Source organism: Bdellovibrio sp. ZAP7 (assembly GCF_006874645.1).
Classification (GTDB): Bacteria; Bdellovibrionota; Bdellovibrionia; order Bdellovibrionales; family Bdellovibrionaceae; genus Bdellovibrio.
The window spans coordinates 1,938,702-1,962,115 of record NZ_CP030082.1; the positions used below are offsets into that span (position 1 = coordinate 1,938,702).

Here is a 23,414-nt window from a genome sequence, read left to right on the forward strand (position 1 = left end):
ACCCGGCTTTTTCTTTTCAAAAATGCTGCTTTAAAAAATCACGATGCAATTCTTTATCCTGATAGGTGTCTTCGGGATTTTTTAAATCCTGTTCGGAATAACCACTTTCAACTCGCACCACTGTGATTTTTTTCTCCGCCAAAGTGAAGACTCCGCGCCAAGTGCGATACGCGATCATGAATTCATTTTCAGACAATGCTTTCACTCTTTTCTTCTTTGAATTCACGGGTTCAAATTCCAACTGATGTTGAAGAAATCCCCGCAAGTTTTCAAGGCCCTTGGCTTCCAGATAAACCAAAGCTTTTTCGGCACTCACTGAAAATTCCACCTCATGCTTTTCAGCCTCATTCAGCCATTCAGGTTCAATACCTGGAAATGCATCTGCGTAGGCAACATAAGGTTTGATGTCCAGAATCGGGGATCCGTCTAAGATATCGGCACCCGCAACTTCGATTTTCAATTTATCAATCGAAACGACATCGACACAGCTCATGCCTACGGGATTTGGACGATAAGGTGAGCGTGTGGCAAAGACGCCAATCTTTGTGCTGCGACCGCGGGGAGGCAGCACCATAGGATTCCAGTGATTATTACGATGGAATGTAAAGATCACCCAGACTTTTTTGCAGCCCTCAAGGCCATCCAGAGCTTGCTCAAAATTTTGTCCAGCTAAAAGCTCAATCACACCATTGGCGTGATGGGCATCAGGCTGTCTCCCAGCTTCATAGGGATGCACCTGTGAGCTTCTAAAATGCCCAATGGGAGTTAGTTCTATTTTTTCGCTCGCCATTGCCTCATCCATTCAAAGCCCGCCACAGCGGCCGTCACACCAACATTTAAAGAGTTCTTGCGCCCGCGAAGAGGAATCACTCGAACCTCATCGATGACTTTTAAAATTTCGGGATCCAGACCGAAACGCTCATTTCCTAAAATGAACGCGGTCGGCTCTGTATCAAAAGATTCGTATAGATCTGAAGCAGAAGCTGCCGTTTCTAAAGCCACCAAGCGATAGCCATCTTCTTTTAAAGTTTCCAGGCAATCCATTAAATGGGAGTGTTCTTCCCACGGCATGTATTCCTGAGTGCCCATCGCGGTCTTTTCAACTTTCCACTGGGTGGGATTAGGAGTGTAGCCGCAAAGTAAAACGCGTTCAGCACCCAGACATTCTGCCGTACGAAAGATCGAGCCCACGTTAAAAGCGGAGCGAATGTTGTCCAGGACAAAAACCAGCGGCAAAGATTCCTGCGGCGTCGCTACCTTATCATTTTCAATAATAAGGAATTCGTCGTCCTGCAAATTGCGATGCAAAACACGCTCAAAGGGAATTCCATAAGCTACAAAATGCTTTAGAGTCATTTTGCCATGAAGGTGGGCCTCTGAAGCAGCCAGACGACTGACGTCGCTATTTTCGCTGCCAGAAAGTGCCGTGATCTTTTTCTTAAGTTCAGAAAGTTTTAAAGCATCAAAAGAAAAATCCCCCGATGATTTTTCAAGCTCCATAAAAAGCTTATGAATTTCTTCGAGGGATTTTTTATCTTGAACAGAAAGACTCATTATTTGACTCTTTGGCCGACCTGAGCGCCGTCATCCGGAGAAAGCATGAATAAATCGCTTCCACCAGTTCCCGCGGCTAAGACCATGCCTTCAGACATGCCGAATTTCATCTTGCGAGGTTTCAAATTCACACAAACCAAAAGTTTGCGACCGATCAATTGCTCGGCTTTGTAAGCCGCCTTGATACCAGAAATGATCTGACGAATCTCGCCACCACCAATATCAATTTTCAATTTCAAAAGTTTATCTGCTTCTTTGATTTCTTCGGCTTCAACCACCAAACCGACACGAAGCTCGACTTTTTCAAAGTCAGCAAATTCAATTTCGCCTGGTTTCGTGTCGCCCGCAGCTGCAGCTGCTTTTTTATCGCCACCAGTCGCTGCCGCAGCAGTTGGAGCCGTGGAGGCTGCCTTTTTAGCTGCTTGAATCTCTTCATTGATCTTACGGCTTTCTTCGACCATCGCTTTTACTTTGTCAGCTTCCACTCGAGTTGCCAGATGCTCGTAATCACCAATCTCACGGTTCGTAAGAACAGTGTTCACGTCATTCCAAACGTAATCTTTTTCACCCAAAAGCTTCGCCACTTTTTCGGTGTAGTACGGAAGAACTGGTTTCAGATAAATCGCAAGCATTCTGAAAACATTCAGAGTCGTCGTGATAACTTGCTTCGTGCCAACAGGATCCGCATCCAATGTTTTCCACGGAGCTTTTTCGTCAAAGTACTTATTGGCATCATCCGCCAAAGTGCGAATCTCAGCCAAGGCTTTAGCAAAATCACGAGCTTCATAATGGCCAGCAATCACTTCCGATTTTGCTTGAGCATGAGCGATCAGCTTTTGCCCTTCAGCATCTGGAGTGCTCATTTTGCCGTCCATTTTCTTTTTCAGCATCTGGCCACCACGAGAGCCCAAGTTTGTGATCTTGCCCACAAGCTCAGAATTCACGCGATTCACGAACTCTTCCAAATTCAAATCGATATCATCCACAGAGCTATTGAGCTTCGTGGAGTAATAGAAGCGAAGGTATTCAGGATTTAAGTGATTCAAATACGTGCGAGCCGCAATAAATGTCCCTTTTGATTTAGACATTTTTTCGCCATTCACCATCAAGTGACCGTGAACGAATACTTGATTTGGTGAGCGGAAGTCCGCAGCTTTCAAAAACGCTGGCCAGAAAATAGTGTGGAAGCGAGCGATGTCTTTACCGATAAAGTGGTAAATTTCACGCGTCGGATCCTGCCAGATGTCTTTCAATGTCTTGCCATTGTTCTTAGCCCAGATTTCTGTCGTGGACATATAGCCCATTGGAGCATCCACCCAAACATAGAAAAACTTTTTGCCATCAGTTCCCGGAATCGGAAAACCAAAGTACGGCTCATCACGAGAAATATCCAAGTCATGAAGATCTTCGTTAAACCACTCCAGCATTTTTTTAGCAATATCCGGTGCCGAGTGCTTTGGAATCCACTCTGCCAAATAATCTTTAAAGTCATTAAGCTTAAAGAAAATACTCTCAGAACCTTTAAGGACCGGAGCTGTTCCGCACATAGAACAGTGCACATCTTTCATGTCACTTGGAGAATAAGTCGAAGCACATACGTCACAAGAATCGCCATACTGCTCTTTAGCGCCGCACTTAGGGCATGTGCCTTTCACGAAGCGGTCTGGTAGAAACATTTTATCGTGATTACAGTAAAGCTGTTGAATCGCTTGGGTGCGGGTGTGACCACCTTCAACAAATTTACCATAGAACTGCTCAATCAAAGCTTTGTTCTCAGGTGCATTCGTTGAGCCATAGTGCGAGAACTTCACTTGGAAGTCTGCAAAGTCCGCCGTGTGTTCTTTAAAAGAATTAGCAATCAATTGTTCCGGAGTGATACCCAATTCACGGGCTTTTACCATGATCGGAGTTCCGTGAGTGTCATCCGCGCAAATAAAAACGCATTCATTGCCGCGCATATTTTGAAAGCGTGCCCAGAAGTCAGCTTGCAAGTACTCCACCAAGTGGCCCAAGTGAATGTAGCCGTTGGCGTAGGGAAGGGCGCAGGTCATCAAAATTTTACGCGGGGAACTCATCAGTTAAACTCCGTTTTTTTACTTATCTTGCCACTCCACCTTCCCGGTCTCGAGATGGTAAAGGGCTCTAGCAATTTTTACCTCACCAGAGGCTACAGCGTCACGCAAGATTTGTGATAGAGCTAAAAGATCGTGAGCTACTCCATTCACGTTTGCTGTGGATTCCTCAACGACACCTTCACTAGGTTTTTTGCTCGCGTATTGCTGCAAATGAGGCTTTAAATCCGCCACCAGGCCGTTTAATGCGGGGCTACCAAGGTCGGCTCCATCCAAAGACGCTAATGCCGCCCTCACGGCTCCACAGGAGGTATGTCCCATGACTACGATCAGATTAGACCCTAAGTGATCCACTGCGTACTCAATACTTCCGATGACATTGTCATCCAGTGCTTCGCCAGCCGTGCGCACAACAAAGATTTCGCCCAATTTTTGGTCAAACAAAACCTCAGGTGGAACGCGGGAATCACTGCAGGACAAAATAACCGCATGGGGTTTTTGACCTGAGACCAGGCGAGCCCGGTCTTTGGCGGAGGCGCCGTCTTTACGAACGCTGCCTTTCACAAAGCGCGTGTTTCCATTTTTTAACCAACCCAAAGATTTTTCCGCTGTCACGGGGCCTGCTTCGCGAGGTTTATGTTCGGCTGGTACTTGATGATGATCGCTGTGGTCGTGCTCATCTTGAGGAGGTTTGGTGATTGCTTGAGCCGTCGTTGCTGTCGCCGTAGCTTCGGGGTTTCTTTGTTTTTGTTTCGCCGTTTCAGCTGCAACCGCGTCGCGCAGTTCTTGGGCGCGGGCTTTATCTGCGGCAGTAGTTTTGTCTTCCGCCGGGGTTGTTAGGGGAGGAGTTTCGGTTTGATTTAAAGAGCGTCGACCTTGAAAGGCCGAACAAGCGGACAAACTTAAGGCAGCCAGTAAAAGAGTCACACGAAAAAACATTGAATCCTCCCTGATCGGTAATCTTATTGTCCAAATCGAAGCTTAAGATCGTCAAACTAAAAAACAAAAAACTTGCCAGAGTGAAAAGCTCTTCTGAGAATAGAAAAAGCACCTTAAGGAGTCGTCATCTATGTCAGTTGCCTTACTTACCGCCGAACAAGCCCGCGCGAAGCTTGCAGATAAAAATTATCCCGCACAGCAGACATATCTGGCCATGTATTCAACTTGGTGGGACGGCATTGTGACCGAGCCCGGAATGATGGTGGTGCCTATCGATGATCATCTGGTTCATCGAGGTGACGGGGTGTTTGAGGCCATCAAGGTCGTAAATGGTCGAGTTTTTTTATTCGAAGAACATCTGCGTCGCTTGGAAAATTCCGCCAAGCTCATCGGAATCAGTCTCCCGATGTCTCTCGATAAAATGAAATCCATCATTGCCGAAACCGTGACGGCAGTAGGAGTAAAGGACGCCCTGTTAAGGCTCTATGTTTCTCGTGGGCCTGGTGGCTTTACGACAAATCCTTATGACTCCGTGAGTTCCCAAATGTACCTGGTGGTGACGACACTTAAATTGCTGCCGTCAGAGAAATATCAGCAAGGCGTAAGCATCGGTAAAAGCTCCGTGCCACCGAAAGATCCTACGCTCGCAAGAATCAAATCCTGCAACTATCTTCCCAACGTTCTTATGAAAAAAGAAAGTGTCGACCGCGGGATTGATTTCACCATCAATGTGGACGAACAAGGAAATTTCCTTGAGGGGAGTACGGAAAACATCGTTATTCTAGATCAAGACGGATTCCTGGTAAGACCACCTCTTCATCAAATTCTTAAGGGCACAACCATGATTCGGACATTTGAACTTGCTGAAAAACTGGTGAAGTCCGGAAAAATCTCGGGCATCCAGGAGAGAAACTTTACCGAAGCCGACGTGAAATCCGCAAAAGAAGTCATGATGATTGGAACAACGCTCGATGTTTTGCCAGTGACGGTTTACGAAGGATCTAAAATCGGTTCCGGTAGTCAGGGGCCTGTTGCCAAAGAGCTCAACGAGCTTTTGCGCGAAGATATGAAAAACGCTGTCTTGATATAAAAAAAGCTCCGGCATTCCCCGGAGCTTTTTTAATTTTGACTCTAAATAAAAACTAAACTTCCAGCTGAATCTTATCTAAAAGTTCAGGATCAGAAAGCACAGCCTCGCCACCCATAGCGATCGCTGTCAGTGGGTTCTCAGCCACGCGAACAGACAGACGCACTTCATTTTGAATACGCAAATCAAAATCACGAATCAAAGCGCCACCACCAGCAAGGACAACACCACGTTCGATGATATCAGATACCAATTCCGGTGGAGTGTGTTCCAAGGCTTTGTGAATCGCATTGATAACTTCCTGAATACAGGAGTTCATCGCAAGACCCACATCTTCCGAGCTCACTTCGATCGTTCTATTCATGCCTGTCTCAGCATCACGGCCGGTAATAGTCGCCATTTTTATATCTTTTTTCGGAACTGCAGTTCCGATAGTGACTTTGAGATATTCAGCAGTTTGATCGTTGATGTGTAATTTTTTATAGCGTTTGAAATAATCGATAATCGCATCATCAATTTTGTGACCACCCACGCGAGCCGCTTCACAATAAACGATATCGGCAAGTGCGATAACAGCAACTTCCGTCGTGCCGCCACCCATATCGATGATCATATTGCCTTCCGCAGATTTAACATTCAGACCCGAGCCAATAGCCGCAGCCATCGGTTCGTCGATCAAAAATACTTCTTTGGCGCCCGCTGCTTTACAAGATTCAATAACGGCTTTCTTTTCCACTTCAGTCACGCCGTAAGGTAATGAAACCACGATGCGAGGGCGAGAGAATGCGGACTTTACACCCGGCTGACTTAAGAAATGTTTTAACATCACTTCCGTCGTTTCAAAGTCGGCAATGACTCCGTCACGGATTGGTTTTTGTGCGAAAATATTCCCGGGATTGTTGCTCAGTTTTTCCTTGGCATCAGTTCCAACCGCGATCACGCGTTTGCGACCGGGGCTGGTTTGTTGGTAAGCAATCAAAGAAGGTTCGTTCAGGATAATTCCTTTACCGCGAGCTGCGATCAAAGTATTTGCAGTTCCCAAATCCACGTAAAGGTCTGCAGCAGTACCGGCTTCGTCTTTAAACAACCATGAAAACATACTATCTACCGAATCCTTTGCTCGTCTCGAACGGAAAAGTCGCGAAAATGCTGATGTAAGTGTAAGACTTATTCAAGTCTACACCAAGTTCTGCACCCAACGTCATTGTGTCTTTTAACTCGGGATGATGCCATTCCGTGCCCACTGCCAGATTTGTTGCGACGTAATTATCATCTTTTGTGTTCAGGTAAGTGAATGGAATCGCCAGATATGGAACTGTCAGTCCATACTCGGTATCAAACTTTTTGCTCACCAGTGGAGCTACTTGAAGTTGAACAATGTTTTCATCTTTTTCACGAGCGATGCCCGCGCCGAAGCGAAGTCCCATCGCTGGTTGATTGGCAACGTCTGGAAAAGGAACCCATTTAACACTCGCGAAAGCATTAAAGTCGATGGAGCCGCCACCCAAAGTTAAGCGACCGCTTGTGGAATCATTGAAACCAGTTTCCGCAAAAATATTAAAATTTGCGCCGCTCTCTCTGTTTGTCAAAATTTGCGGCTCAACCCCGAATTGAAAAAGGTTGGAAGGAAGAACCTCCGCTGATTCGATAATGCTTAGGTAAGCATGGGCAGTGGAGGATAAAAAGAGACAGAAAACGAAGTATTTAGCAAATTTCATCAAGAAAGACCTTTCACTCAAAAAAATGGTATCGAGTTGCGAATCATTTGACAAGACCTTGATCGAACACCAAGCTAAATCAGTGACGAAACTTCCAATTTCCCTTGTTGTGATTGCCTTGAACGAAGAAGCCCATATCGACCGCTGCATTCGTTCCGTTCCCTTTGCTGATGACGTTGTCGTCGTGGATAGCTTTTCGACGGATCGCACCGTGGAGATTGCTGAAAAAGCGGGCGCCCGTGTTTTCCAGGAAAAGTGGCGCGGATTTGGTCCTCAGAAAGCCTTCGCCGCCGATCAGGCTAAGAATCACTGGATTTTGTCATTGGATGCTGATGAAGCGCTCAGTCCTGAGTTGGCTTCGGAAATCGTAACTCAGTTTTCTTCGCTCAATCCTGAAGCTGGCTATCTGTTTCCGCGCAAATCATTTCATATGGGACGTTGGATAATGCATGGAGGTTGGTATCCTGATTTCCAACTTCGTCTGTTTAACAAAGCTCAAAGTCGTTGGAATTCCGCAAACGTACATGAAAAGGTCGAAGTAAAAACTGTGCTTAAGATGAAGTCACCGCTGCTTCACTATGTCTTTGATGATCTCAGCGATCAGGTCGTCACCAATGATCGCTATTCCAGTCTGGGAGCTCGCGAACTTCAAGCCAAAGGCAATAGCTTCTCATATCTTAAGATGATTTTTAAGCCCTTCGGAAAATTTGTGGAAACCTATTTTGTCAAAGCTGGCTTTATGGACGGGCTTCCAGGATTTGTTATCGCTATCGGGGCGGCTTATTCGCTATTCTTGAAGTATGTAAAACTCTGGGAGCTTGAGCGTGTTAAAGAGACTACTTAAACTTAAAGTCCTACTTTCACTTTTATCTTTAACTGCTGTCACATCACGGGCGGCCCCCAGATACCCGGCGGTCGAAGACGTGCAGGGTATCGCAAGCTTAACTGGCAAAGACGGTGCAAAAATTAAACTGACGACTAAGACACCTCTTCAAGAGAAAGCTCTTTTCGAAACTGCCGATGATTCCACGGTGCGTGTCGCACTCGATGGAGTTCGCTATTTTGTGGTTCAACCCAATAGCTCCGTTTTATTGCCAACCATCAGTTGGGAGGGGGGCGAGGCGCCCGTCTTAATCCTGCGTTCTGGAAGCGTTCGCTGGGTGCAGAAAGATAATGAAAAGCCGAGCTACAACACGGTTTTGCGCTCCGACCTTTACGAATTCCTTCCGCCAGCTGGGGATTTTATTTTCCATATCAACAGCCCCAAAGCCTATGGCGAAGTGAAAGTTCTAAAGGGTTCCATCGAGTTCTCGGCTTTAAATGGTGAAACTACCGCGCAGGCAAAAGCCGGGGAGCAGGTCGGATTCCAAGGCATGGTTGAAGGCGGAGAGATTGCCTATGATGTTTTGTTAAAGGGTAAGAAAATCCCCCGAGGGAATCTCACTCCGGTGACCAAAATCAGCGACAAAGAACTTGCTTCCTTTGATGGGGCCGAGAAAAAACGCCAAGCCCACGCAGCACAGCTGGCGAAAAAGCAGCAAAAAGCTGCCCAGGCAGCAAAAAAGTCAGGGGCGATTTGTTCTGCTCCCAACGCTCGTTTTAATGAATGTGCATGGGTTAAGCTGGGGAGTTCGTGCCAGCGTCGCCGCTGTAACGCGAATGGGGATTGGGCTGAAGAAACCCTGCTAAATGCGCAAAATGCGAGCATCAACTGTAAGGCGCAACCCGTCGTAGCTCCTTGTGATTACTAGGCTTTAAAGAATTTTAAGATTCCGCATTTTTCCAACTTGCACTTTACCTTGGGAAGCTCTATAAAAGACCTTCCTTTGTGGTGGCCGTAGCTCAGTTGGTAGAGCATCGGATTGTGATTCCGAGTGTCGCGGGTTCAAGCCCCGTCGGTCACCCCAATTTTTCCTTTCAAATCCCCGAATAATTTAAAAGCAACTTCTCATCGAAACTTAAATCGCAGTGAACTTTACACAGCGAACGCGGTGATTTTTACCATAGCTCGGTCCATAAGATCCCCCTGAAGAAAAGCGATACACCGCTGGCAATCCGTCGCCAACAGCATAAAGTTTTGATTTGGTCCAAACGAAGCGAGCGGAAGGAATCTTGGGTGAAAGCTGATCTAACTCTTCTTTGGCAGGAATCACCCATTTTGCATAAACCTTATCATCACAAGGCCCCTGAGTTTTGCTTTCACAAACAGATTCAAGCTCGCGACAATATTCGTGAGACTTAGAGTAAGGCATTTCAGAAGAAGACTCCGGCGACATCATCAGAACATATTTAGAGCTACCCCAAGAAACATTCGCCGACACTAAAACGGTCAACACGATCAAGGCCTTCATCGCATCCTCCAAAAGAGGCTCAACATCTTTTGATTTTACTCCAAAGTCACATCGATAAAATTTATGGCAGTTATCATGTCATTCTAATGGTGGCAGGCTTTTGCCCAGTCATAAATAAAGCTCGTCGTCGAGGTTTTGCGTTCCTAAGTTTAAATTACTTCTCAAACCAGGAATTGGCCCTCACACTTAAAGAAACTACAGAGGATATCATGAAAAGATTTTTGATATTTGCGGCTCTGTTTCTAATATTGAGTGCTCAGGCAAACGCGATTCCTGAAGGCTCGGTCCAGGAACAAGAAGAATCAGCAGCAGAAACTTTGGAAATCAGCGATGCGATCCGCGCTCTTCTAAAGAATGATTCCACTCTCTCTGTCGGCGCTCAAAATGTCGGTATCTTTGAAAAACACAACTGCATCATTCTAAAAGGCTCTGTTAAATCCGCAGAAGAGCAAGCCAAGATCGGTAAAATCGCCGAAGAAGCCAGCCCCGGAATGAAAATCATCAACGACACCAAAGTTCGCTAAAAATAACTGGTACAAAGGATTGTTTGTAAGGTCTGGTCGAGACATCTGTTCGACAACAGACTAGTAAACCCCCTATCCTGGTGTCAGCAAGTCCCTCAGTTAAGTCACGTTGGAGCAAGCAACAATGAGTAAAACAGCTGCCACTTCCAAAGCTTCTAGAAAAAATCAAACGACGATTCCAGCTCGAGTGCGCAAGGCCTTAAGAATCGCCAAAGGCGATACCCTGCTGTGGACGATTAACGGCGATGAAGTATCGATCAAAATCATCGGCAAGGTGAATGTCGATTGGACTAAAACCTCTGAAATGTCACTTCTTGAATGGACAGACAAAGACGAAGAAGTCAGCCTCTAGGCTGACTTTTTTTATGATCAAGATTCCTTTTTGGGAGTCTCAAAATACATAATTGAAAGAGTCAGTAAAGCCGGCAGAACAATCGCCACAATCAGTGGATTGTTAAGCGGGTGATTGCGCAAGGATGAAAATTCCAGCGCATTTAAACTGATCTGTTGGTAAAAGCCATACAGGCATCCCAGTAAAGCCGCAGCCTTGTATCCACTGAGGCGGCGACTGATCACAAAAAGTCCCGCAAGAATCAAAATGTAATAATTAACAGAATGAAGAGTGAACGCTGCCGTTCTTATTGCCAGGGTATTCGTTGCACCGTACTTTTCATCCCATTGGTTGAATCCATAAACCACGACGACACTGCATGCTGCCGTGATTGCGAATGTAAGGCCCAGAGCGGTTAAAATATAAAGCAGTTGATTTTTAATATCTAAGACATTCTTTTTCACGGCTGATCCTTTGCTTTGATTTCTTGCAAAGTTCCGCCGAACTTAAATTTAAAAAAGCTCAAGCTCCCTGAGTCGCCCTTGTAGGCGATAAGTACCTGATAGTCGTCTTTACCAACATAAGGTAAATCTTCAACAGACAGTCGATTCTTGTACTCCTGAGGAACTTTATCAGCTTCAAGATAAAATTCTCCTCGCAGCTGTCCTTCAGGTGAGTATCCAATGGCGCTAAAGTCGGCAGAGTATTTGTCGTACTCTTGATAAAAAGCCTCTTCCGCCGTGATGAGCGAGGCTAGATTCGTTTTGATCTCGCTCAAACGAGCCTTATCCACCATGTCTGTCCCATAGATTTTCCACCACAGAAAAGACATTCCCGCACACAACAGAATGATAGCAATAGCGGTTTTAATATTCTTCGAACTAAACATCAGCGAACGTCCTTGCTCCCAGTGTGTTGATTCAAAAATCCTTTTATAGAATCCGAGAACTTCGGAAACTCTTCCAGATCATTGTGATGGCCGCGATTGATTTCAACGAACACGGCCTTCTTGGAAATTGCTGAAAGCTCTTTGCCTTGAGTGAATGGTATCACCTCATCCTCATTACCATGAAGAATTAAAATAGGTGCAGAGACTTTCGGAATCCACTCAGAACTTTGCATGGGATATTTCATCAGAAAAGCAGGGATTAGGGGAAATCGATGTTTTGCCATAGCAATCAAACTTAAGTAAGGTGTTTCCAAAATCAAAGCTTTAACCCTGGGATCACTTCCCAAATAGACAGCGATTCCTGAACCCAAAGACCGTCCAAATAAGATGATATTTCCGGTGGGGTATCTCTCTTTCGCTTGCGCTAAAGTCGCTTCTGCAATTCGCAAAAGCTGCTCTTGTGAAGAAATTTTCCCGGAACTTTTGCCATAGCCCGGGTAATCAATCATCCACACATCAAAACCGGTTTGTTGCGACAGAGTCTGTCCTACCTCACCCCAGCCTTCTAGGGAGCCAGCATTTCCATGAAAATAAACGATCACACCGCGAGACTGTTCAGCTTTTAAGAGCAAACTGTGAACGCGGTCGTCGCCAGATTTTATGTAAATTTCTTCAAAGGAAATATTAAAGGGAAACTTGAAGTCCTCGGGGAGAGGTGAAGGGAAGAAGATCAATTTTTCTTGTTGGAAAAATACCAATGCGAGAATCCCAAAGTAAGAGGCCGCGCCGATTGTTGCGATCTTAACAAGGTAACTTTTTAAAGTTGAGACATCCACCGAGAACATAGGAAAAGTATAACCCAAGTCGCAGAGATAAAATTTTGAAATCTTATTTGGCTGTTGGATTCACTAGCTTTTGTTCCAAAATAATATCTTCGGGCTTTTTAATGTCACCCACCAGATCTCTATGGAGTTGGATTGCGATATCTCTTAGATGCTGTTCTAAAACCACGTTAAAGATTGTTTCTTCAGGAATTTGGAAAAGCTTAGCAAGATCTTTTAACACAGGAATCGGCGGTTGAGACTTGTCACGTTCCCAGTTCGAGATGAACTGTCCATTTTTATAACCCAAATAGTCCGCAACATCTTTTTGAGACAACCCTCTGACTTTTCTACAATGCGCGAGGAAACCACCGCAGGTAACCATGAAAAAACCCCTAAACATTATTCGTTTATTTACCGAAATATCACCGTACCGAAGTTTATACAAACTAAAACATGTTTGAGCAAAATACTTAGAGGAATTACATGAACTTTTCGTATCGTCTCATCTATACGCTCGGATCAAAAACTCAACAAGAAATTGACTATGTTAATAAGTGTTTTCGTCTATGGTCTGAAGAGTTTGGCGCGGATCTAGCCTCTCGTGGCGCCAAATTGAACCATGATGAGTTTCAGCGTGCTCGAGTTATCGCTGTCATTTGTAAGGATGACGAAGTAGTTGGATTTCATCTGTATTCGCCCTTCGATTTGCGTGAAGACAGTAGCTGCGAACATTCCTACATTCGTGCAATCCCAGATGACGTAAAAGTAAAGCTAAGAGAACACCAAATCAATTCATTCATGGCTATGGAGTATTTAACTGTCGCTCCTGCTTTTCGCTCGCGAGAGGCAGGTGGGCCCAAAGTTGCGGAGCTCATCATACGCTTGGGACTCAAAGTAATGTATGAACTGGGAGTTGATGCTGCCGTAGGAATCGCGCGCGTAGATCGCAAGGTGAATTTCCTAGGCGAAATCATCGGCTTTTCCGAGTTCGCCCAAATCACAAAATACAATAACCAATGTGCCGTCATGGTTTTTGGCAGACAGAACAGACTCATTGAGTCTGATGAGTTCACCAAAAGAACGGTCGATGCACTTTGGACTGAAAAATATCAACCAAGAAAAATCGCAGCCTAAAAGGAGAACGTATGAAATCAAACGAGTTTAATGAAAAGGCCCATGCCAAAGTAAACGAGCTTTGCAAAACAATCGAAGCACTTCCCTGGGAAAACGTCAGATTCTATAATTCCTGGTGCGCGCAAACTCATAACTTCGTAGGGCATACATCGATCTTTCTAAATCTTTGCAACGAAAGACTGCCAAAGGATCACCCTTTGAAATCTCAATTCGAACATCATATCGAAGAAGAGGTTGGTCACGAAAAGATGAGCGAAAATGATCTAAAATTCATGCATGCGGAAGGTACAAAGGTATTTGAGGTCACCAAAGCGTTTTGGAAAACTCAATACTACTGGATCAAAGAAGTCGGACCAACAGCCCACTTGGGTTACTCACTTTTATTGGAAGGCTTGGCGGCTAAATCTGGCCCAGGAATTTTAAAACGTGTTAAGGCCGCTGGCATTCAAGGTTATACCTTCCTTAAAGTCCACGCTGAAGAAGATACAGAACATTTCAATGATGCCTTAAAAGCGGTTGCAAAAGTTTCTGATAAAGAGCGCGAGCACATTTATCAAAATCTTTGTGAGGGTATGGATATGTATCTCAGAATTATGAATGAATGTGTGCGTGAGTCAGTGCAGTTAGCATCGTAAAACGTTCAAGTGCCGCAACGCCAACAATCGTGTCCCCTGCATTGACGGGGGACATGAGTTTGATTTCCACGTCAGACTCATAACGACCTTGAGAGCGAATTTCTTTAACTTTATGCACAGGCAACCCCGGGCGGAATGGGATTTTATTCAAACCCATAAATGTCGCATAAGCCATTTTTTGAATCTTCGCCGAGATGTCAGTGTTGCGCTCATAAAGATTCCACCACTGTTTGGAAAACATCACGTCAGGCGCATAGGAAGAATAATCAAAAAGTTCGGGATTAAAGAACAAACGCTTGGAATCGCTTCCGTAAATTTCAACGATGTCACCATCCTGAATTTGTTCAATAAAGGCTGAAGGAATTGTGACATTCAATCGCGAGAGATAATAGCGAACCAGGTCCTTGGTGTTCTTTGGGTTGCCGTTATGAGCAACGAAGTCCAGCATCAGATGCGACCATCTGCGGATTCCATCAAGCAGGCTGAGTTTTTCATTTTCACTTAAAGAAAAGAAATGATCATCGAAGCGATAGGAAAGGTAAACCCGTCCTGTAGCTTTTAGGGCGTCTCGCAAAAGCAGCCTTGCCGCCGCATACTGTTCAGTCATACTCGGCTCTTGGTTTTCAAGGTTCGCAACTTGTTCCAATTCCATTCCCACTATTTACCGATTTCTGGGCGGTTAAACAAATATTTTGTAATAAAACTGATTAACTACGGGGGTGACCCTCTGGAATCATTCATTTTCGATGTACTGTCTGTAATAAATGCCTGTTTGTTTTGAGTGTGGGCACACTTTTGGATTCACATCAAAGATGAATAGGAAAACAGGGCATGAAAAAGTATATATTCCTTTACGCATTCATAGTTTTGACAGTTGGCTGCCAACCTTCCAAAGACGGCACCTTATTGACTCATTATGAGACAGATCCTTTTGCTGGAAAATCCAAGGATCGACAAGATACAACCGTCCTCAAAGTCGATGGGCAAGTCACTCAAGGCTACAATACCACAACGTCAGAATCGAACATTGGTGGGGTGGCGGAAGAGCCATCATCAGTCAATGATAAAGCCCTGGCGACGGTTTATGATGCCATCGTTCGCCTCAGGATGGATATTGCTGGAACCACGGATCCGGGCGAGGATCTAAAGCTTTTAGAGAAACTGCTGCAAAGTAAGCAAGGTGCAGAAGGTCTCGATATCCTAAAAGCGATCGAAGCTAAAAAGCTAGCGCTCCATTTTCAGCTAACTGACGAAGAAAAATCATCCCCAGATGTCGCGATGAACATTCTCGCTCAAGCCTTTAAGCAAATGGCTGCAGCAAATGGCCTGGACGAGGAGTCTCAAAGTTTGATTTCTAAAGCCATCTTGACTCGTGCAAAAATGCTCGCACCTTCTGAATCGCAAAAAAGCCTCGCACAAGTAAATGGTCAACTTTTGCAGGATAAAATGAATGCTTTGATCGTTGCCGCGACAACTAATAAGACTGCAGCGTGTGCAGCGATGTCAACCTTTGCGGGGGCCATCACTAATTTCTATGAAGACACGCAATATTCTTTGCCGGCACTCATTAAGAATAAAATTAAATATGTCAGAGCAGAACTCGTCGGGTCAGCGCAATGCCAGCTTTCCTATGCTTCTCTTTTGTCTGTCGTTGATATGATCACATTTGATCTTGGATCTTTGGAGCTCTATTTGACTCCTAAAAACACCTTTAACTGGGAAAATCTCGAAGACTATAAAATCAAAGCTCCACTTCAAGAGGCTGTCGCGATGGTTAAAGAAGGAAAAGAAATCGGCACACTTGCGGCGACTGATGTTGTCTGTAAATTAGACGGGGGAGAGGTGAATTTTCAAGAATATCCACTTAAAATCGAGAAAGCCGGTAATCAAAGGGGCGTCACGGTTTCATTTGTGGCTGAGAAAGGAAAAGTTCCCGACTTTCAAAAAATGAATCTGACGAAAATAGAGCCTGATATTTTGGTTCTGGCCGTTAATGTTATCCCCGGAAGTGCGGTCCCATTTCAATTCACGTTTTTTAATGCCAAGCGCGGTGCAAACTCGACTATCAAATGTAGTCTAGCTACTCCTTAGGTAAATCTGCCGGGCTCCCGGCAGCAACCGAAAGCCCGACAGAGGATCTGTCGGAATCCCGGCAGCTCACATCTCAAATCAAGTTTACGCCGTATTGAAGGTCATTTTGCCTGGCATTCCCTGTGCTTTATTGAAGTTCATCAAGTCAACAACCAGGAGGACTTATGAAAGCACAATACCAAACATTCATCGGAAGCAACGTTCAAAACAATCCCGAGTCAAACACCTTCGCTAACGTAGTTGCTCTTAAAGGACTTTGCGAGCGCGACACTATTCGCCACTTGCAGGCGGTCATTCATGATTACTACCCACAAGTGATGGGTCTCTCAGCCCTCGATTTGTCTTCAGGTCAGGGAGTGGCAGCAATGACTTTGGCAGAGCTTGGCTTCAACGTGGCCGCATTTGATATGAATCGTGAATCCATAGCTATTCTACAAAGAATCGCTTGGCAGCAAGATCTAAACATTTATTTCGGAATGGGTGGAATTTTGCAGATCGAAAAACTGCAAAAAAGATTCGATCTGATTCATGAGTCTGATTGCTTGGTAAAAATCCCTCATGCGCATGAGCGTAAAGCGTTCCTGGCTGCGGTACGAAACACATTGGTGTCAGGTGGTAAATTCGTCATCAGCACTTCAGTATTAACTGAGAACTATGACGTGACTGACACTTTTGAATCTATCCGTATGGGGGAGGATCACATCGTATGGCGCCAAACTCCGGATGCAGAAGCTCCAGGTGTGGTTCAAGATGATGGTAAAAACTGGGTTGCGCAAAAACGACTTTCAACTCCAGCTGAAATCAAATTAGAAATGATGAATGCCGGTTTCGAGGTTTTAGAAGAACAATTAACAGTTCACCCTGGTAACAATCCCGGCACTCTTCGTATGGTCTTAGCTAGCACTTCGCAGTGCTAGCTTCTTTTTCTCGAGGCATTCATGAAAACCATACTTGGAATTTTATCCTTTCTGCTTTTAATTTTGTCTGGATGTGCCCCTGAGACAGGCTCAAAAGCTTCACCGCAAATGCGCACCTCTCGATTGGTATACATTCTTAATTCCGGAGATAACACCATCGGACAGTTTCGGCTGAACACATCAGGAAATTTGGAAGCATTGACTATTCCAACAGTGGCGACTGGTTCGTGTCCACGAATGATGGTGATGGATAAAAAAGGGGAGCACGTCTACGTAGGAAACTATTGCGACGACACGATCTCTCAATTTCAAGTGGGGCAGGATGGGGCTTTAAGTGAAATCGGAGCTCCTGTGTCAATTCCCGCGTTAGCAGAAGCCATGGTGCTTTCACCAGATGGTAGATTTATTTACACAACCAGCTTCCAGGACAGAAGCATTTCTCGGTACCAAATCAACACAGACGGCACTCTTTCTTTAGTCGGGGCCACCTCACATCCTGATGTTCCGCTAAATTTGATTTTCTCACCCTCAGGAAAATACGTCTATGTTGCAAGCCTCGCGATAGACGACATTACTCAGTACGAAGTTCACTCTGATGGCAGTCTTTCGCTGCTATCACCTGCAACAGTTCCAACACAAAGTTGTCCCTCTGGCCCATTGGGGGTAAAGACAGTCCAAGGGCATGACTACGTCTATGTTTTAAGTTGCGCGGGAGCGCAAATAGAAAACTACAAAATTGGCACCGATGGCGCCCTTAGTTCACAAGGAGTTGTGACGACCGGATTGTTTCCAATAAATTTTGCGTTTACTTCCATGAATGTCTACACGGCGAATATCGGTGATGCGAGCATTTCATCATACTCGATTCAAGTTAATGGCGAGCTTCAGAATCTTTCACAGATTTCGATTCCTGCGGGATTAACTCCGGAAAATGTCGAAGTTGATGAGTTGAATAATGAGGTCTACATTTTGGATTCGTTCTCCAATAAAATTCTAAGATACGCAAAAAATGTGGGCGGCACGCTGAGATCAGAGCCAAATCTAGTTATTGATTCAGGCGCTACTCCTAGCCGTATTTTATTTAAATAAGTATTCCTATGCCGAGTATCTCGCACTCCTGCTGAGGCTTTCTTCGCGATTAGAGTCGCAATTTAATTTTGGGGCTGAGGATTGTTGTTAGCCTCCCGAGGTACAAAATCAGAAGTGGAGTCACAGAGTTCGGAAATATCACTCACGATTTCTCTCGAGAGATTCCACGAGCATCTAACAATGAAACTATCAAATCCGAATATTCTTATTCTGCATTACGAATGTTTAAGATGCGTCTATTCTACCTTCGTTAGGTGGGGAATTCGTATGAACTTTTTTGTATCCGTTGCCGTGGGAATGCTCGTTGTATTTCAAGCTTTCAAAATGATGGGCCCGTTGCCCGAAAAAATTCATAACAAACTAAACACTGAGCTTTCGGTCCGAGAGCGCAACATGCAAGCCGCTATGGCAGACGACTTTTCATCGAGACTGTCTTACTCGAAGCCAACTCGTATGATTGCATCAGCCGGAAGTTTTGGTTCTACACCAAACACTGTCAGTCCAGAGGCAACGCCGATTCGCAGATGGCCTGAAGTTAAGCACACCAATAAACCCCTTGTGACGTTTGAACGTTACATCGCTCACCAAAAGAAATTGAAAAAACACAAACGCACAGTTGCGAGTGCCTCGGTGGCCAAGAAAGCCAAAACCAATAAATACCAGCAGGTTAAAAAACCCGCATTTAAGCGCAATCAAAAGGTCGCGAGCTCAGCGACTCGCGTGTAGCAGTGTGAGACGTTTCCGCTGTAAAGATTGGGAACATGTCGTGTTTCCAGGCAATTTCCTGGAAACTCATTGTGGAATCAAGGTCTTTTGATTGCGATCGATTAAAAGTCACCCAAATCTTGGCCACCTCAACTCAAAATCAAAGCACTTTAAGGGTGGTCCAAGCCTTGCTTTAAGAACTCATATCACGGGGGAATTATGAGCATTCAAGTTTTAGCTGTAATTGGAGTGATCTTATTTTCATCCTCAAGCTTTGCTCGCAACGATTTTGGATCACTCATCGAGAATTCAAATAAAGAAGGCCAAGCTGTTCAGCAAAAGGTGAAACGCGCTGTTAGCTCCAATAAGGATTTTCAGGCCGATGTGGTCTCTGCAAAAAGAGTCCGTGCCTATAATCCTGTGACGTACAACCCGATGGCGTCCTCAGATGGCGACGTCGAAGTGATCGTTCACCGCGACGCCGATCAATAAACTATTTCACATCAATGAAATACACGCGATTCGTACTCATCTCAGGGATACCAATCACTTTTAACTCAGCCGAGTAACCAACGTCTGCAATATGCGAGAAACCCTGTGCCCAAACGCGGGGTTTCTTCTTTTCGTCAAAGCGGAAAATACGTCCACCCATCCAGTCGGTACCAAACATGTACTTTCCCGCCTTAGTGATTCCGTCCATGTTGCCCAAGGCATCTCCCGTTCCCATCGAGATCTTCTTGGTCTTCATATCAATAAAACGCAAATACCCCGGGCGAGAGGTTTTAGAAGTGGCCGTATCTACAATCGGACCCCAAGTGATTACATATAATTTGTCACCATCAATCTCAAGGCCGTTCGGAGTATCCAAATCCCGAGACTCAAACCATACCTCCGCTTTTTCCATGCCTTTTTTCCAGCGATAGATCTTATTGGCCGCCATATCTGTCACATACACAGATTGATCTCGAGGATCGCAGGCAGAGTCATTTGGAAATACGACACCCGGCATTTCAATTTTCGCGGTAATCGCAGCTTTATCTATGTTCACCACCACAATGCCGTCGCGATCTACTACGTAAAGATCTTTCCCCAGGTGGCAAATCCCACCCGGCGCATGGAAGCCTGCCTGCACCCAGCGCGGGTCAGTGACTTTACCATTCTCATCCAGGCGAGTGATCCAGCCATAGTTATCTTTCGCCAGGATATTGGGGCCGCCCATGCTGCTCACGAACCAAGCGCGCACCTCTGGGACCCAGTGAACTGACTCAGGGGAATCATAAACTTCCGAAGAGGGTGCTTTTGAAATATCAATTCCCGCAAGCGTTTGCGGCTCTGTCTTGCCTGGTTTGCTTTGGCAGGCGCAGATGAAAACAGAAACAAGAGCAGTCAAAAACAGTGAATGAATAGTTTTATTCAAAACGAACTCCCGAAGTTGATTGATAAAGTCATTCTACAAAAACTACTTTGAACTGCAAACGAATGTCTGCAAGGCCGCATACTTTGCTCGGACGACAATTCGCATCTGCATGTCCGCACCTTGTATTGATGCACTTATCGCGCGTCCTATCGCAGAGTCTGATCCTTGTAGGATTACCGCACCATTTTCTTTTCAGAAATCACGTAATCAAATGCCTTGTAGCCGTTGTTGGCATTCAACTTTTAACCGTCGCCTAGAGTATCAGACTATGGATTTGATCAGCAAAGCCCCTTCCCTTTATGGAGCCGTCAAGCTACCGCCTGTATTTGACGCTTCAGCATCGCTAACTGCCTTAGTTATCATTGCCGTTTATTTCGTTATTCATGATTTAAGGAAAGGCAAAGGATGGCCTTGGGTCGGAGGACTCAGAGTTTTTGTGTTATCACTCATGACATTCGCATTCTCTGTGACCATCTATAATTGATTGATCTGTCTTATCGACGAAAGAGTTCGTACGGATTATATCGCTGAGCTTGAGGTCGCAATTTAAATAAAAAAAAAGAGCAGGGGTTGCCTGCTCTTTTCGCTTTATCTCTATAAAGAGATTAGTGGCTTTCAGTGTGCTCAGTCTCAGTAGTTGTTTTAGTAGAACCATCTGAATGTTTTTTAGTTTTCTTTTTGGACTTCTTTTCCATCTTAGAGTTATCACCCTTAGCTTTCATCTCCTCTTTTTGAGTAGTTGTCTCTGTTCCAGTCATTGGATTTTTAGAAGTCTCAGTTGAAGAACTGTGAGATTCGCCTTCAGCCAATGCCAAGTGACCAGTTAACATCATAGAAGCTGCCATTAATAGAACGTGCTTTTTCATGTATTATCCTCCTTGTGGATATAAATAGGGCACGGTCCGATAGTGTCAGGAATCAGCAGCAATCATAATTTACAAACAAGTAAGATGTCGGAACACATAAGGGAAAGTACATGAATTCCAGTGTGAGGGGCTGCGGATAGGGCTTTTATGGGAATTTCTGCCTATATATTAGGGCCCTATTTTTGGGCATGAAGCGCTGCGGAGGCGTTTTCTGCCTAATAAGTCAGCAGAAAGTGCACTTTTTTGCCCGAATAAGCTGCAAACGAAAATAAAATAAAAACCCCTTGCGCGGTTTAGGGATTGAGCCTATAACTCAGCCTCACCGCCGCGATGTTTGAAAAACCAAGCATAAACAGCTGATCTAACTTATTGATTTGTATTCAATATGTTTTCTTTCGCTGGCAGCCGTGAACCCGAACAATTTTCTGAATTTTTTGATTTTAAAAAAATTGAGAAAAAAGTTTGAACGGGTGTTGACAAGGACTTCGGTCTTCGATACAACCGTCTACCTCGTCGCTAAGTAACATTAACGATGAGAAATGTTTCGCTCTTTGAAAACTGAATAGCTAGAAGAAATAGATTTTTGGGCTCTTTGAATACTGGGTAACTAGTATTCACAATTTCAAAATTAAATATATTCGAACAAACAACAGCGTAAAAGCTAGTAGTTTGATTGATACAGAATTTAAACTGGAGAGTTTGATTCTGGCTCAGAACAAACGCTGGCGGCGTGCCTAATACATGCAAGTCGAACGGGGAAAGCTTTCGGGTGAGTACTAGTGGCGCACGGGTGAGTAACGCGTGGATAATCTGCCTTAGAGTGGGGGATAACGAATCGAAAGATTCGCTAATACCGCATAAGACCACAAGAACTGCGGTTCAAGGGGTCAAAGGTTTTTCGCTCTAAGATGAGTCCGCGTAAGATTAGCTAGTTGGTGAGGTAATGGCTCACCAAGGCAACGATCTTTAACTGGTCTGAGAGGATGATCAGTCACACTGGAACTGAGACACGGTCCAGACTCCTACGGGAGGCAGCAGTAGGGAATATTGCACAATGGAGGAAACTCTGATGCAGCGACGCCGCGTGAGTGATGAAGGCCTTCGGGTCGTAAAGCTCTGTCGCAGGGGAATAACACAATGAATGTACCCTGTAAGAAAGGATCGGCTAACTTCGTGCCAGCAGCCGCGGTAAGACGAGGGATCCTAGCGTTGTTCGGAATTATTGGGCGTAAAGCGGGTGTAGGTGGCTATGTAAGTCAGGTGTGAAAGCCTAGGGCTCAACCCTAGAAGTGCATCTGATACTGCGTAGCTTGAGTGGTAGAGAGGATAGTAGAATTCTTGGTGTAGTGGTGAAATACGTAGATATCAAGAGGAATACCGGTGGCGAAGGCGGCTATCTGGCTACACACTGACACTCAGACCCGAAAGCGTGGGGATCAAACAGGATTAGATACCCTGGTAGTCCACGCCATAAACGATGGATACTTGTTGTTGGAGGTATTGACCCCTTCAGTGACGAAGCTAACGCGTTAAGTATCCCGCCTGGGGAGTACGGTCGCAAGATTAAAACTCAAAGAAATTGACGGGGGCCCGCACAAGCGGTGGAGCATGTGGTTTAATTCGATGCAACGCGAAGAACCTTACCTAGGCTTGACATGTACTGGAATATTGGCGGAAACGCCGTAGCTCGCAAGAGTCGGTACACAGGTGCTGCATGGCTGTCGTCAGCTCGTGTCGTGAGATGTTGGGTTAAGTCCCGCAACGAGCGCAACCCCTACATTTAGTTGCCAGCATTCAGTTGGGCACTCTAGATGGACTGCCGGTGTTAAACCGGAGGAAGGTGGGGATGACGTCAAGTCCTCATGGCCCTTATGCCTAGGGCTACACACGTGCTACAATGGTAGTCACAAACTGAAGCGAAGTCGCGAGATGGAGCTAATCGGAGAAAAGCTATCTAAGTTCAGATTGGTCTCTGCAACTCGAGACCATGAAGTTGGAATCGCTAGTAATCGCGGATCAGAATGCCGCGGTGAATACGTTCCCGGGCCTTGTACACACCGCCCGTCACACCATGAAAGTTGGTTGTACCAGAAGTCGCTGCGCTAACCGCAAGGAGGCAGGCGCCCAAGGTATGGTCGATGATTGGGGTGAAGTCGTAACAAGGTAGCCGTAGGGGAACCTGCGGCTGGATCACCTCCTTTCTAAGGATTATGGTGATAGGCGTTTCAAGTTTAACTTGAAAAAAGCAATCACAATCTTAGGTCAACTCAC

Annotated in this window: 26 protein-coding genes, 1 tRNA gene and 1 rRNA gene; 14 read left to right on the forward strand and 14 right to left on the reverse strand. The window is 45.2% G+C overall.

Annotation, left to right across the window (positions count from 1 at the left end):
* Positions 1-16: 16 nt before the first annotated feature.
* The 4 genes from tsaA to DOM22_RS09365 are packed head-to-tail and all read right to left on the reverse strand — an operon-like array spanning position 17 to position 4,565.
* Entirely contained in the window at positions 17-790 is a 774-nt protein-coding gene (gene tsaA / locus DOM22_RS09350; RefSeq protein ID WP_142700102.1) for a tRNA (N6-threonylcarbamoyladenosine(37)-N6)-methyltransferase TrmO, read from the reverse strand.
* Positions 772-1,554 carry an RNA methyltransferase gene (locus DOM22_RS09355; protein WP_142700103.1) on the reverse strand — a complete coding sequence of 261 codons (783 nt, stop codon included), beginning with the start codon at positions 1,552-1,554 and terminating at the stop codon, positions 772-774. The genes tsaA and DOM22_RS09355 overlap by 19 nt, the downstream gene beginning before the upstream one ends.
* Complete coding sequence (metG, locus tag DOM22_RS09360; protein WP_142700104.1) at positions 1,554-3,629, reverse strand: methionine--tRNA ligase; 2,076 nt, start codon at positions 3,627-3,629, stop codon at positions 1,554-1,556. Before metG ends, DOM22_RS09355 begins: the two co-directional genes overlap by 1 nt.
* An 18-nt stretch (positions 3,630-3,647) precedes the next feature.
* Positions 3,648-4,565 (reverse strand): carbonic anhydrase, encoded by a 918-nt coding sequence (locus DOM22_RS09365; protein ID WP_142700105.1) that lies wholly within the window; start codon positions 4,563-4,565, stop codon positions 3,648-3,650.
* Positions 4,566-4,695: 130 nt separating this feature from the next.
* Here DOM22_RS09365 and DOM22_RS09370 point away from each other — a divergent pair, with 130 nt between their 5' ends.
* Positions 4,696-5,655, forward strand: a complete 960-nt coding sequence (locus DOM22_RS09370; protein WP_142700106.1) for an aminotransferase class IV — start codon at positions 4,696-4,698, stop codon at positions 5,653-5,655.
* 52 nt (positions 5,656-5,707) lie between these two features.
* On the opposite strand, the gene DOM22_RS09375 is transcribed toward DOM22_RS09370, so the two are convergent.
* A complete protein-coding gene (locus tag DOM22_RS09375) occupies positions 5,708-6,751 on the reverse strand; it encodes a rod shape-determining protein (RefSeq protein WP_142700107.1) in 1,044 nt (347 codons plus the stop codon).
* A 1-nt stretch (position 6,752) separates the two neighbouring features.
* Complete coding sequence (locus DOM22_RS09380; protein WP_142700108.1) at positions 6,753-7,370, reverse strand: hypothetical protein; 618 nt, start codon at positions 7,368-7,370, stop codon at positions 6,753-6,755.
* A gap of 58 nt (positions 7,371-7,428) precedes the next feature.
* Between DOM22_RS09380 and DOM22_RS09385 the strand changes: the two genes are divergently transcribed.
* From DOM22_RS09385 to DOM22_RS09395, 3 genes are all read left to right on the forward strand, one after another.
* Positions 7,429-8,214, forward strand: coding sequence for a glycosyltransferase family 2 protein (locus tag DOM22_RS09385; protein WP_246845921.1), 786 nt, complete (start codon positions 7,429-7,431; stop codon positions 8,212-8,214).
* The gene (locus DOM22_RS09390; protein ID WP_246845922.1) at positions 8,195-9,121 is read left to right on the forward strand and encodes a hypothetical protein; all 927 of its coding nucleotides are present in this window, start codon (positions 8,195-8,197) and stop codon (positions 9,119-9,121) included. Before DOM22_RS09385 ends, DOM22_RS09390 begins: the two co-directional genes overlap by 20 nt.
* Before the next feature lie 80 nt (positions 9,122-9,201).
* Positions 9,202-9,277: transfer RNA gene (locus DOM22_RS09395), tRNA-His, on the forward strand.
* 51 nt (positions 9,278-9,328) lie between these two features.
* On the opposite strand, the gene DOM22_RS09400 is transcribed toward DOM22_RS09395, so the two are convergent.
* The gene (locus tag DOM22_RS09400) at positions 9,329-9,721 is read right to left on the reverse strand and encodes a hypothetical protein (RefSeq protein ID WP_142700109.1); all 393 of its coding nucleotides are present in this window, start codon (positions 9,719-9,721) and stop codon (positions 9,329-9,331) included.
* 209 nt (positions 9,722-9,930) lie between these two features.
* Between DOM22_RS09400 and DOM22_RS09405 the strand changes: the two genes are divergently transcribed.
* Together DOM22_RS09405 and DOM22_RS09410 are read left to right on the forward strand one after the other, a co-directional pair.
* The gene (locus DOM22_RS09405) at positions 9,931-10,245 is read left to right on the forward strand and encodes a BON domain-containing protein (RefSeq protein ID WP_142700110.1); all 315 of its coding nucleotides are present in this window, start codon (positions 9,931-9,933) and stop codon (positions 10,243-10,245) included.
* Positions 10,246-10,369: 124 nt separating this feature from the next.
* Positions 10,370-10,597, forward strand: coding sequence for an AbrB/MazE/SpoVT family DNA-binding domain-containing protein (locus DOM22_RS09410; RefSeq protein WP_142700111.1), 228 nt, complete (start codon positions 10,370-10,372; stop codon positions 10,595-10,597).
* Positions 10,598-10,614: 17 nt separating this feature from the next.
* Here the strand turns inward: DOM22_RS09410 and DOM22_RS09415 are convergent, their stop codons facing one another.
* Genes DOM22_RS09415 through DOM22_RS09430 form a run of 4 tightly spaced genes read right to left on the reverse strand, consistent with a single transcriptional unit; the run spans position 10,615 to position 12,689 of the window.
* On the reverse strand, positions 10,615-11,040 hold the full coding sequence (locus DOM22_RS09415; RefSeq protein WP_142700112.1) for a hypothetical protein: 426 nt from the start codon (positions 11,038-11,040) through the stop codon (positions 10,615-10,617).
* Entirely contained in the window at positions 11,037-11,465 is a 429-nt protein-coding gene (locus tag DOM22_RS09420) for a hypothetical protein (protein ID WP_142700113.1), read from the reverse strand. The genes DOM22_RS09415 and DOM22_RS09420 overlap by 4 nt, the downstream gene beginning before the upstream one ends.
* Positions 11,465-12,310 carry an alpha/beta hydrolase gene (locus DOM22_RS09425; RefSeq protein ID WP_142700114.1) on the reverse strand — a complete coding sequence of 282 codons (846 nt, stop codon included), beginning with the start codon at positions 12,308-12,310 and terminating at the stop codon, positions 11,465-11,467. Before DOM22_RS09425 ends, DOM22_RS09420 begins: the two co-directional genes overlap by 1 nt.
* A 43-nt stretch (positions 12,311-12,353) precedes the next feature.
* The gene (locus DOM22_RS09430; RefSeq protein ID WP_142700115.1) at positions 12,354-12,689 is read right to left on the reverse strand and encodes a helix-turn-helix domain-containing protein; all 336 of its coding nucleotides are present in this window, start codon (positions 12,687-12,689) and stop codon (positions 12,354-12,356) included.
* Positions 12,690-12,772: 83 nt separating this feature from the next.
* Between DOM22_RS09430 and DOM22_RS09435 the strand changes: the two genes are divergently transcribed.
* Together DOM22_RS09435 and DOM22_RS09440 are read left to right on the forward strand one after the other, a co-directional pair.
* A complete protein-coding gene (locus DOM22_RS09435) occupies positions 12,773-13,423 on the forward strand; it encodes a hypothetical protein (RefSeq protein WP_142700116.1) in 651 nt (216 codons plus the stop codon).
* Between the two features lie 11 nt (positions 13,424-13,434).
* Positions 13,435-14,058: an iron-containing redox enzyme family protein gene (locus DOM22_RS09440; RefSeq protein ID WP_142700117.1), complete on the forward strand. Its 624-nt coding sequence runs from the start codon at positions 13,435-13,437 to the stop codon at positions 14,056-14,058.
* Here DOM22_RS09440 and DOM22_RS09445 read toward each other — a convergent pair.
* Positions 14,015-14,710: a hypothetical protein gene (locus tag DOM22_RS09445; protein ID WP_142700118.1), complete on the reverse strand. Its 696-nt coding sequence runs from the start codon at positions 14,708-14,710 to the stop codon at positions 14,015-14,017. The genes DOM22_RS09440 and DOM22_RS09445 overlap by 44 nt on opposite strands.
* A gap of 179 nt (positions 14,711-14,889) precedes the next feature.
* Here DOM22_RS09445 and DOM22_RS09450 point away from each other — a divergent pair, with 179 nt between their 5' ends.
* From DOM22_RS09450 to DOM22_RS09470, 5 genes are all read left to right on the forward strand, one after another.
* Positions 14,890-16,149: a hypothetical protein gene (locus tag DOM22_RS09450; RefSeq protein WP_142700119.1), complete on the forward strand. Its 1,260-nt coding sequence runs from the start codon at positions 14,890-14,892 to the stop codon at positions 16,147-16,149.
* A 164-nt stretch (positions 16,150-16,313) separates the two neighbouring features.
* Positions 16,314-17,066, forward strand: a complete 753-nt coding sequence (locus DOM22_RS09455) for a bifunctional 2-polyprenyl-6-hydroxyphenol methylase/3-demethylubiquinol 3-O-methyltransferase UbiG (protein ID WP_142700120.1) — start codon at positions 16,314-16,316, stop codon at positions 17,064-17,066.
* A gap of 21 nt (positions 17,067-17,087) precedes the next feature.
* Positions 17,088-18,155, forward strand: a complete 1,068-nt coding sequence (locus DOM22_RS09460) for a beta-propeller fold lactonase family protein (RefSeq protein WP_142700121.1) — start codon at positions 17,088-17,090, stop codon at positions 18,153-18,155.
* Between the two features lie 267 nt (positions 18,156-18,422).
* On the forward strand, positions 18,423-18,881 hold the full coding sequence (locus DOM22_RS09465; protein ID WP_142700122.1) for a hypothetical protein: 459 nt from the start codon (positions 18,423-18,425) through the stop codon (positions 18,879-18,881).
* A 198-nt stretch (positions 18,882-19,079) separates the two neighbouring features.
* The gene (locus DOM22_RS09470; protein WP_142700123.1) at positions 19,080-19,352 is read left to right on the forward strand and encodes a hypothetical protein; all 273 of its coding nucleotides are present in this window, start codon (positions 19,080-19,082) and stop codon (positions 19,350-19,352) included.
* Position 19,353: 1 nt separating this feature from the next.
* Here the strand turns inward: DOM22_RS09470 and DOM22_RS09475 are convergent, their stop codons facing one another.
* Both DOM22_RS09475 and DOM22_RS09480 read right to left on the reverse strand, forming a co-directional pair.
* Entirely contained in the window at positions 19,354-20,277 is a 924-nt protein-coding gene (locus tag DOM22_RS09475; RefSeq protein ID WP_168196620.1) for an SMP-30/gluconolactonase/LRE family protein, read from the reverse strand.
* A 605-nt stretch (positions 20,278-20,882) separates the two neighbouring features.
* The gene (locus tag DOM22_RS09480) at positions 20,883-21,143 is read right to left on the reverse strand and encodes a hypothetical protein (protein ID WP_142700125.1); all 261 of its coding nucleotides are present in this window, start codon (positions 21,141-21,143) and stop codon (positions 20,883-20,885) included.
* Positions 21,144-21,830: 687 nt separating this feature from the next.
* On the opposite strand from DOM22_RS09480, the gene DOM22_RS09485 reads away from it, so the two are divergent.
* A 16S ribosomal RNA gene (locus tag DOM22_RS09485) occupies positions 21,831-23,344 on the forward strand.
* Positions 23,345-23,414: the final 70 nt, after the last annotated feature.

Coding starts and splice junctions, on each gene's coding strand:
- tsaA (WP_142700102.1), bottom strand. CDS start 790: ATGGCGAGCGAAAAAATAGAACTAACTCCCATTGGGCATTTTAGAAGC.
- DOM22_RS09355 (WP_142700103.1), bottom strand. CDS start 1,554: ATGAGTCTTTCTGTTCAAGATAAAAAATCCCTCGAAGAAATTCATAAG.
- metG (WP_142700104.1), bottom strand. CDS start 3,629: ATGAGTTCCCCGCGTAAAATTTTGATGACCTGCGCCCTTCCCTACGCC.
- DOM22_RS09365 (WP_142700105.1), bottom strand. CDS start 4,565: ATGTTTTTTCGTGTGACTCTTTTACTGGCTGCCTTAAGTTTGTCCGCT.
- DOM22_RS09370 (WP_142700106.1), top strand. CDS start 4,696: ATGTCAGTTGCCTTACTTACCGCCGAACAAGCCCGCGCGAAGCTTGCA.
- DOM22_RS09375 (WP_142700107.1), bottom strand. CDS start 6,751: ATGTTTTCATGGTTGTTTAAAGACGAAGCCGGTACTGCTGCAGACCTT.
- DOM22_RS09380 (WP_142700108.1), bottom strand. CDS start 7,370: ATGAAATTTGCTAAATACTTCGTTTTCTGTCTCTTTTTATCCTCCACT.
- DOM22_RS09400 (WP_142700109.1), bottom strand. CDS start 9,721: ATGAAGGCCTTGATCGTGTTGACCGTTTTAGTGTCGGCGAATGTTTCT.
- DOM22_RS09405 (WP_142700110.1), top strand. CDS start 9,931: ATGAAAAGATTTTTGATATTTGCGGCTCTGTTTCTAATATTGAGTGCT.
- DOM22_RS09410 (WP_142700111.1), top strand. CDS start 10,370: ATGAGTAAAACAGCTGCCACTTCCAAAGCTTCTAGAAAAAATCAAACG.
- DOM22_RS09420 (WP_142700113.1), bottom strand. CDS start 11,465: ATGTTTAGTTCGAAGAATATTAAAACCGCTATTGCTATCATTCTGTTG.
- DOM22_RS09425 (WP_142700114.1), bottom strand. CDS start 12,310: ATGTTCTCGGTGGATGTCTCAACTTTAAAAAGTTACCTTGTTAAGATC.
- DOM22_RS09430 (WP_142700115.1), bottom strand. CDS start 12,689: ATGTTTAGGGGTTTTTTCATGGTTACCTGCGGTGGTTTCCTCGCGCAT.
- DOM22_RS09435 (WP_142700116.1), top strand. CDS start 12,773: ATGAACTTTTCGTATCGTCTCATCTATACGCTCGGATCAAAAACTCAA.
- DOM22_RS09440 (WP_142700117.1), top strand. CDS start 13,435: ATGAAATCAAACGAGTTTAATGAAAAGGCCCATGCCAAAGTAAACGAG.
- DOM22_RS09445 (WP_142700118.1), bottom strand. CDS start 14,710: ATGGAATTGGAACAAGTTGCGAACCTTGAAAACCAAGAGCCGAGTATG.
- DOM22_RS09450 (WP_142700119.1), top strand. CDS start 14,890: ATGAAAAAGTATATATTCCTTTACGCATTCATAGTTTTGACAGTTGGC.
- DOM22_RS09455 (WP_142700120.1), top strand. CDS start 16,314: ATGAAAGCACAATACCAAACATTCATCGGAAGCAACGTTCAAAACAAT.
- DOM22_RS09460 (WP_142700121.1), top strand. CDS start 17,088: ATGAAAACCATACTTGGAATTTTATCCTTTCTGCTTTTAATTTTGTCT.
- DOM22_RS09465 (WP_142700122.1), top strand. CDS start 18,423: ATGAACTTTTTTGTATCCGTTGCCGTGGGAATGCTCGTTGTATTTCAA.
- DOM22_RS09470 (WP_142700123.1), top strand. CDS start 19,080: ATGAGCATTCAAGTTTTAGCTGTAATTGGAGTGATCTTATTTTCATCC.
- DOM22_RS09480 (WP_142700125.1), bottom strand. CDS start 21,143: ATGAAAAAGCACGTTCTATTAATGGCAGCTTCTATGATGTTAACTGGT.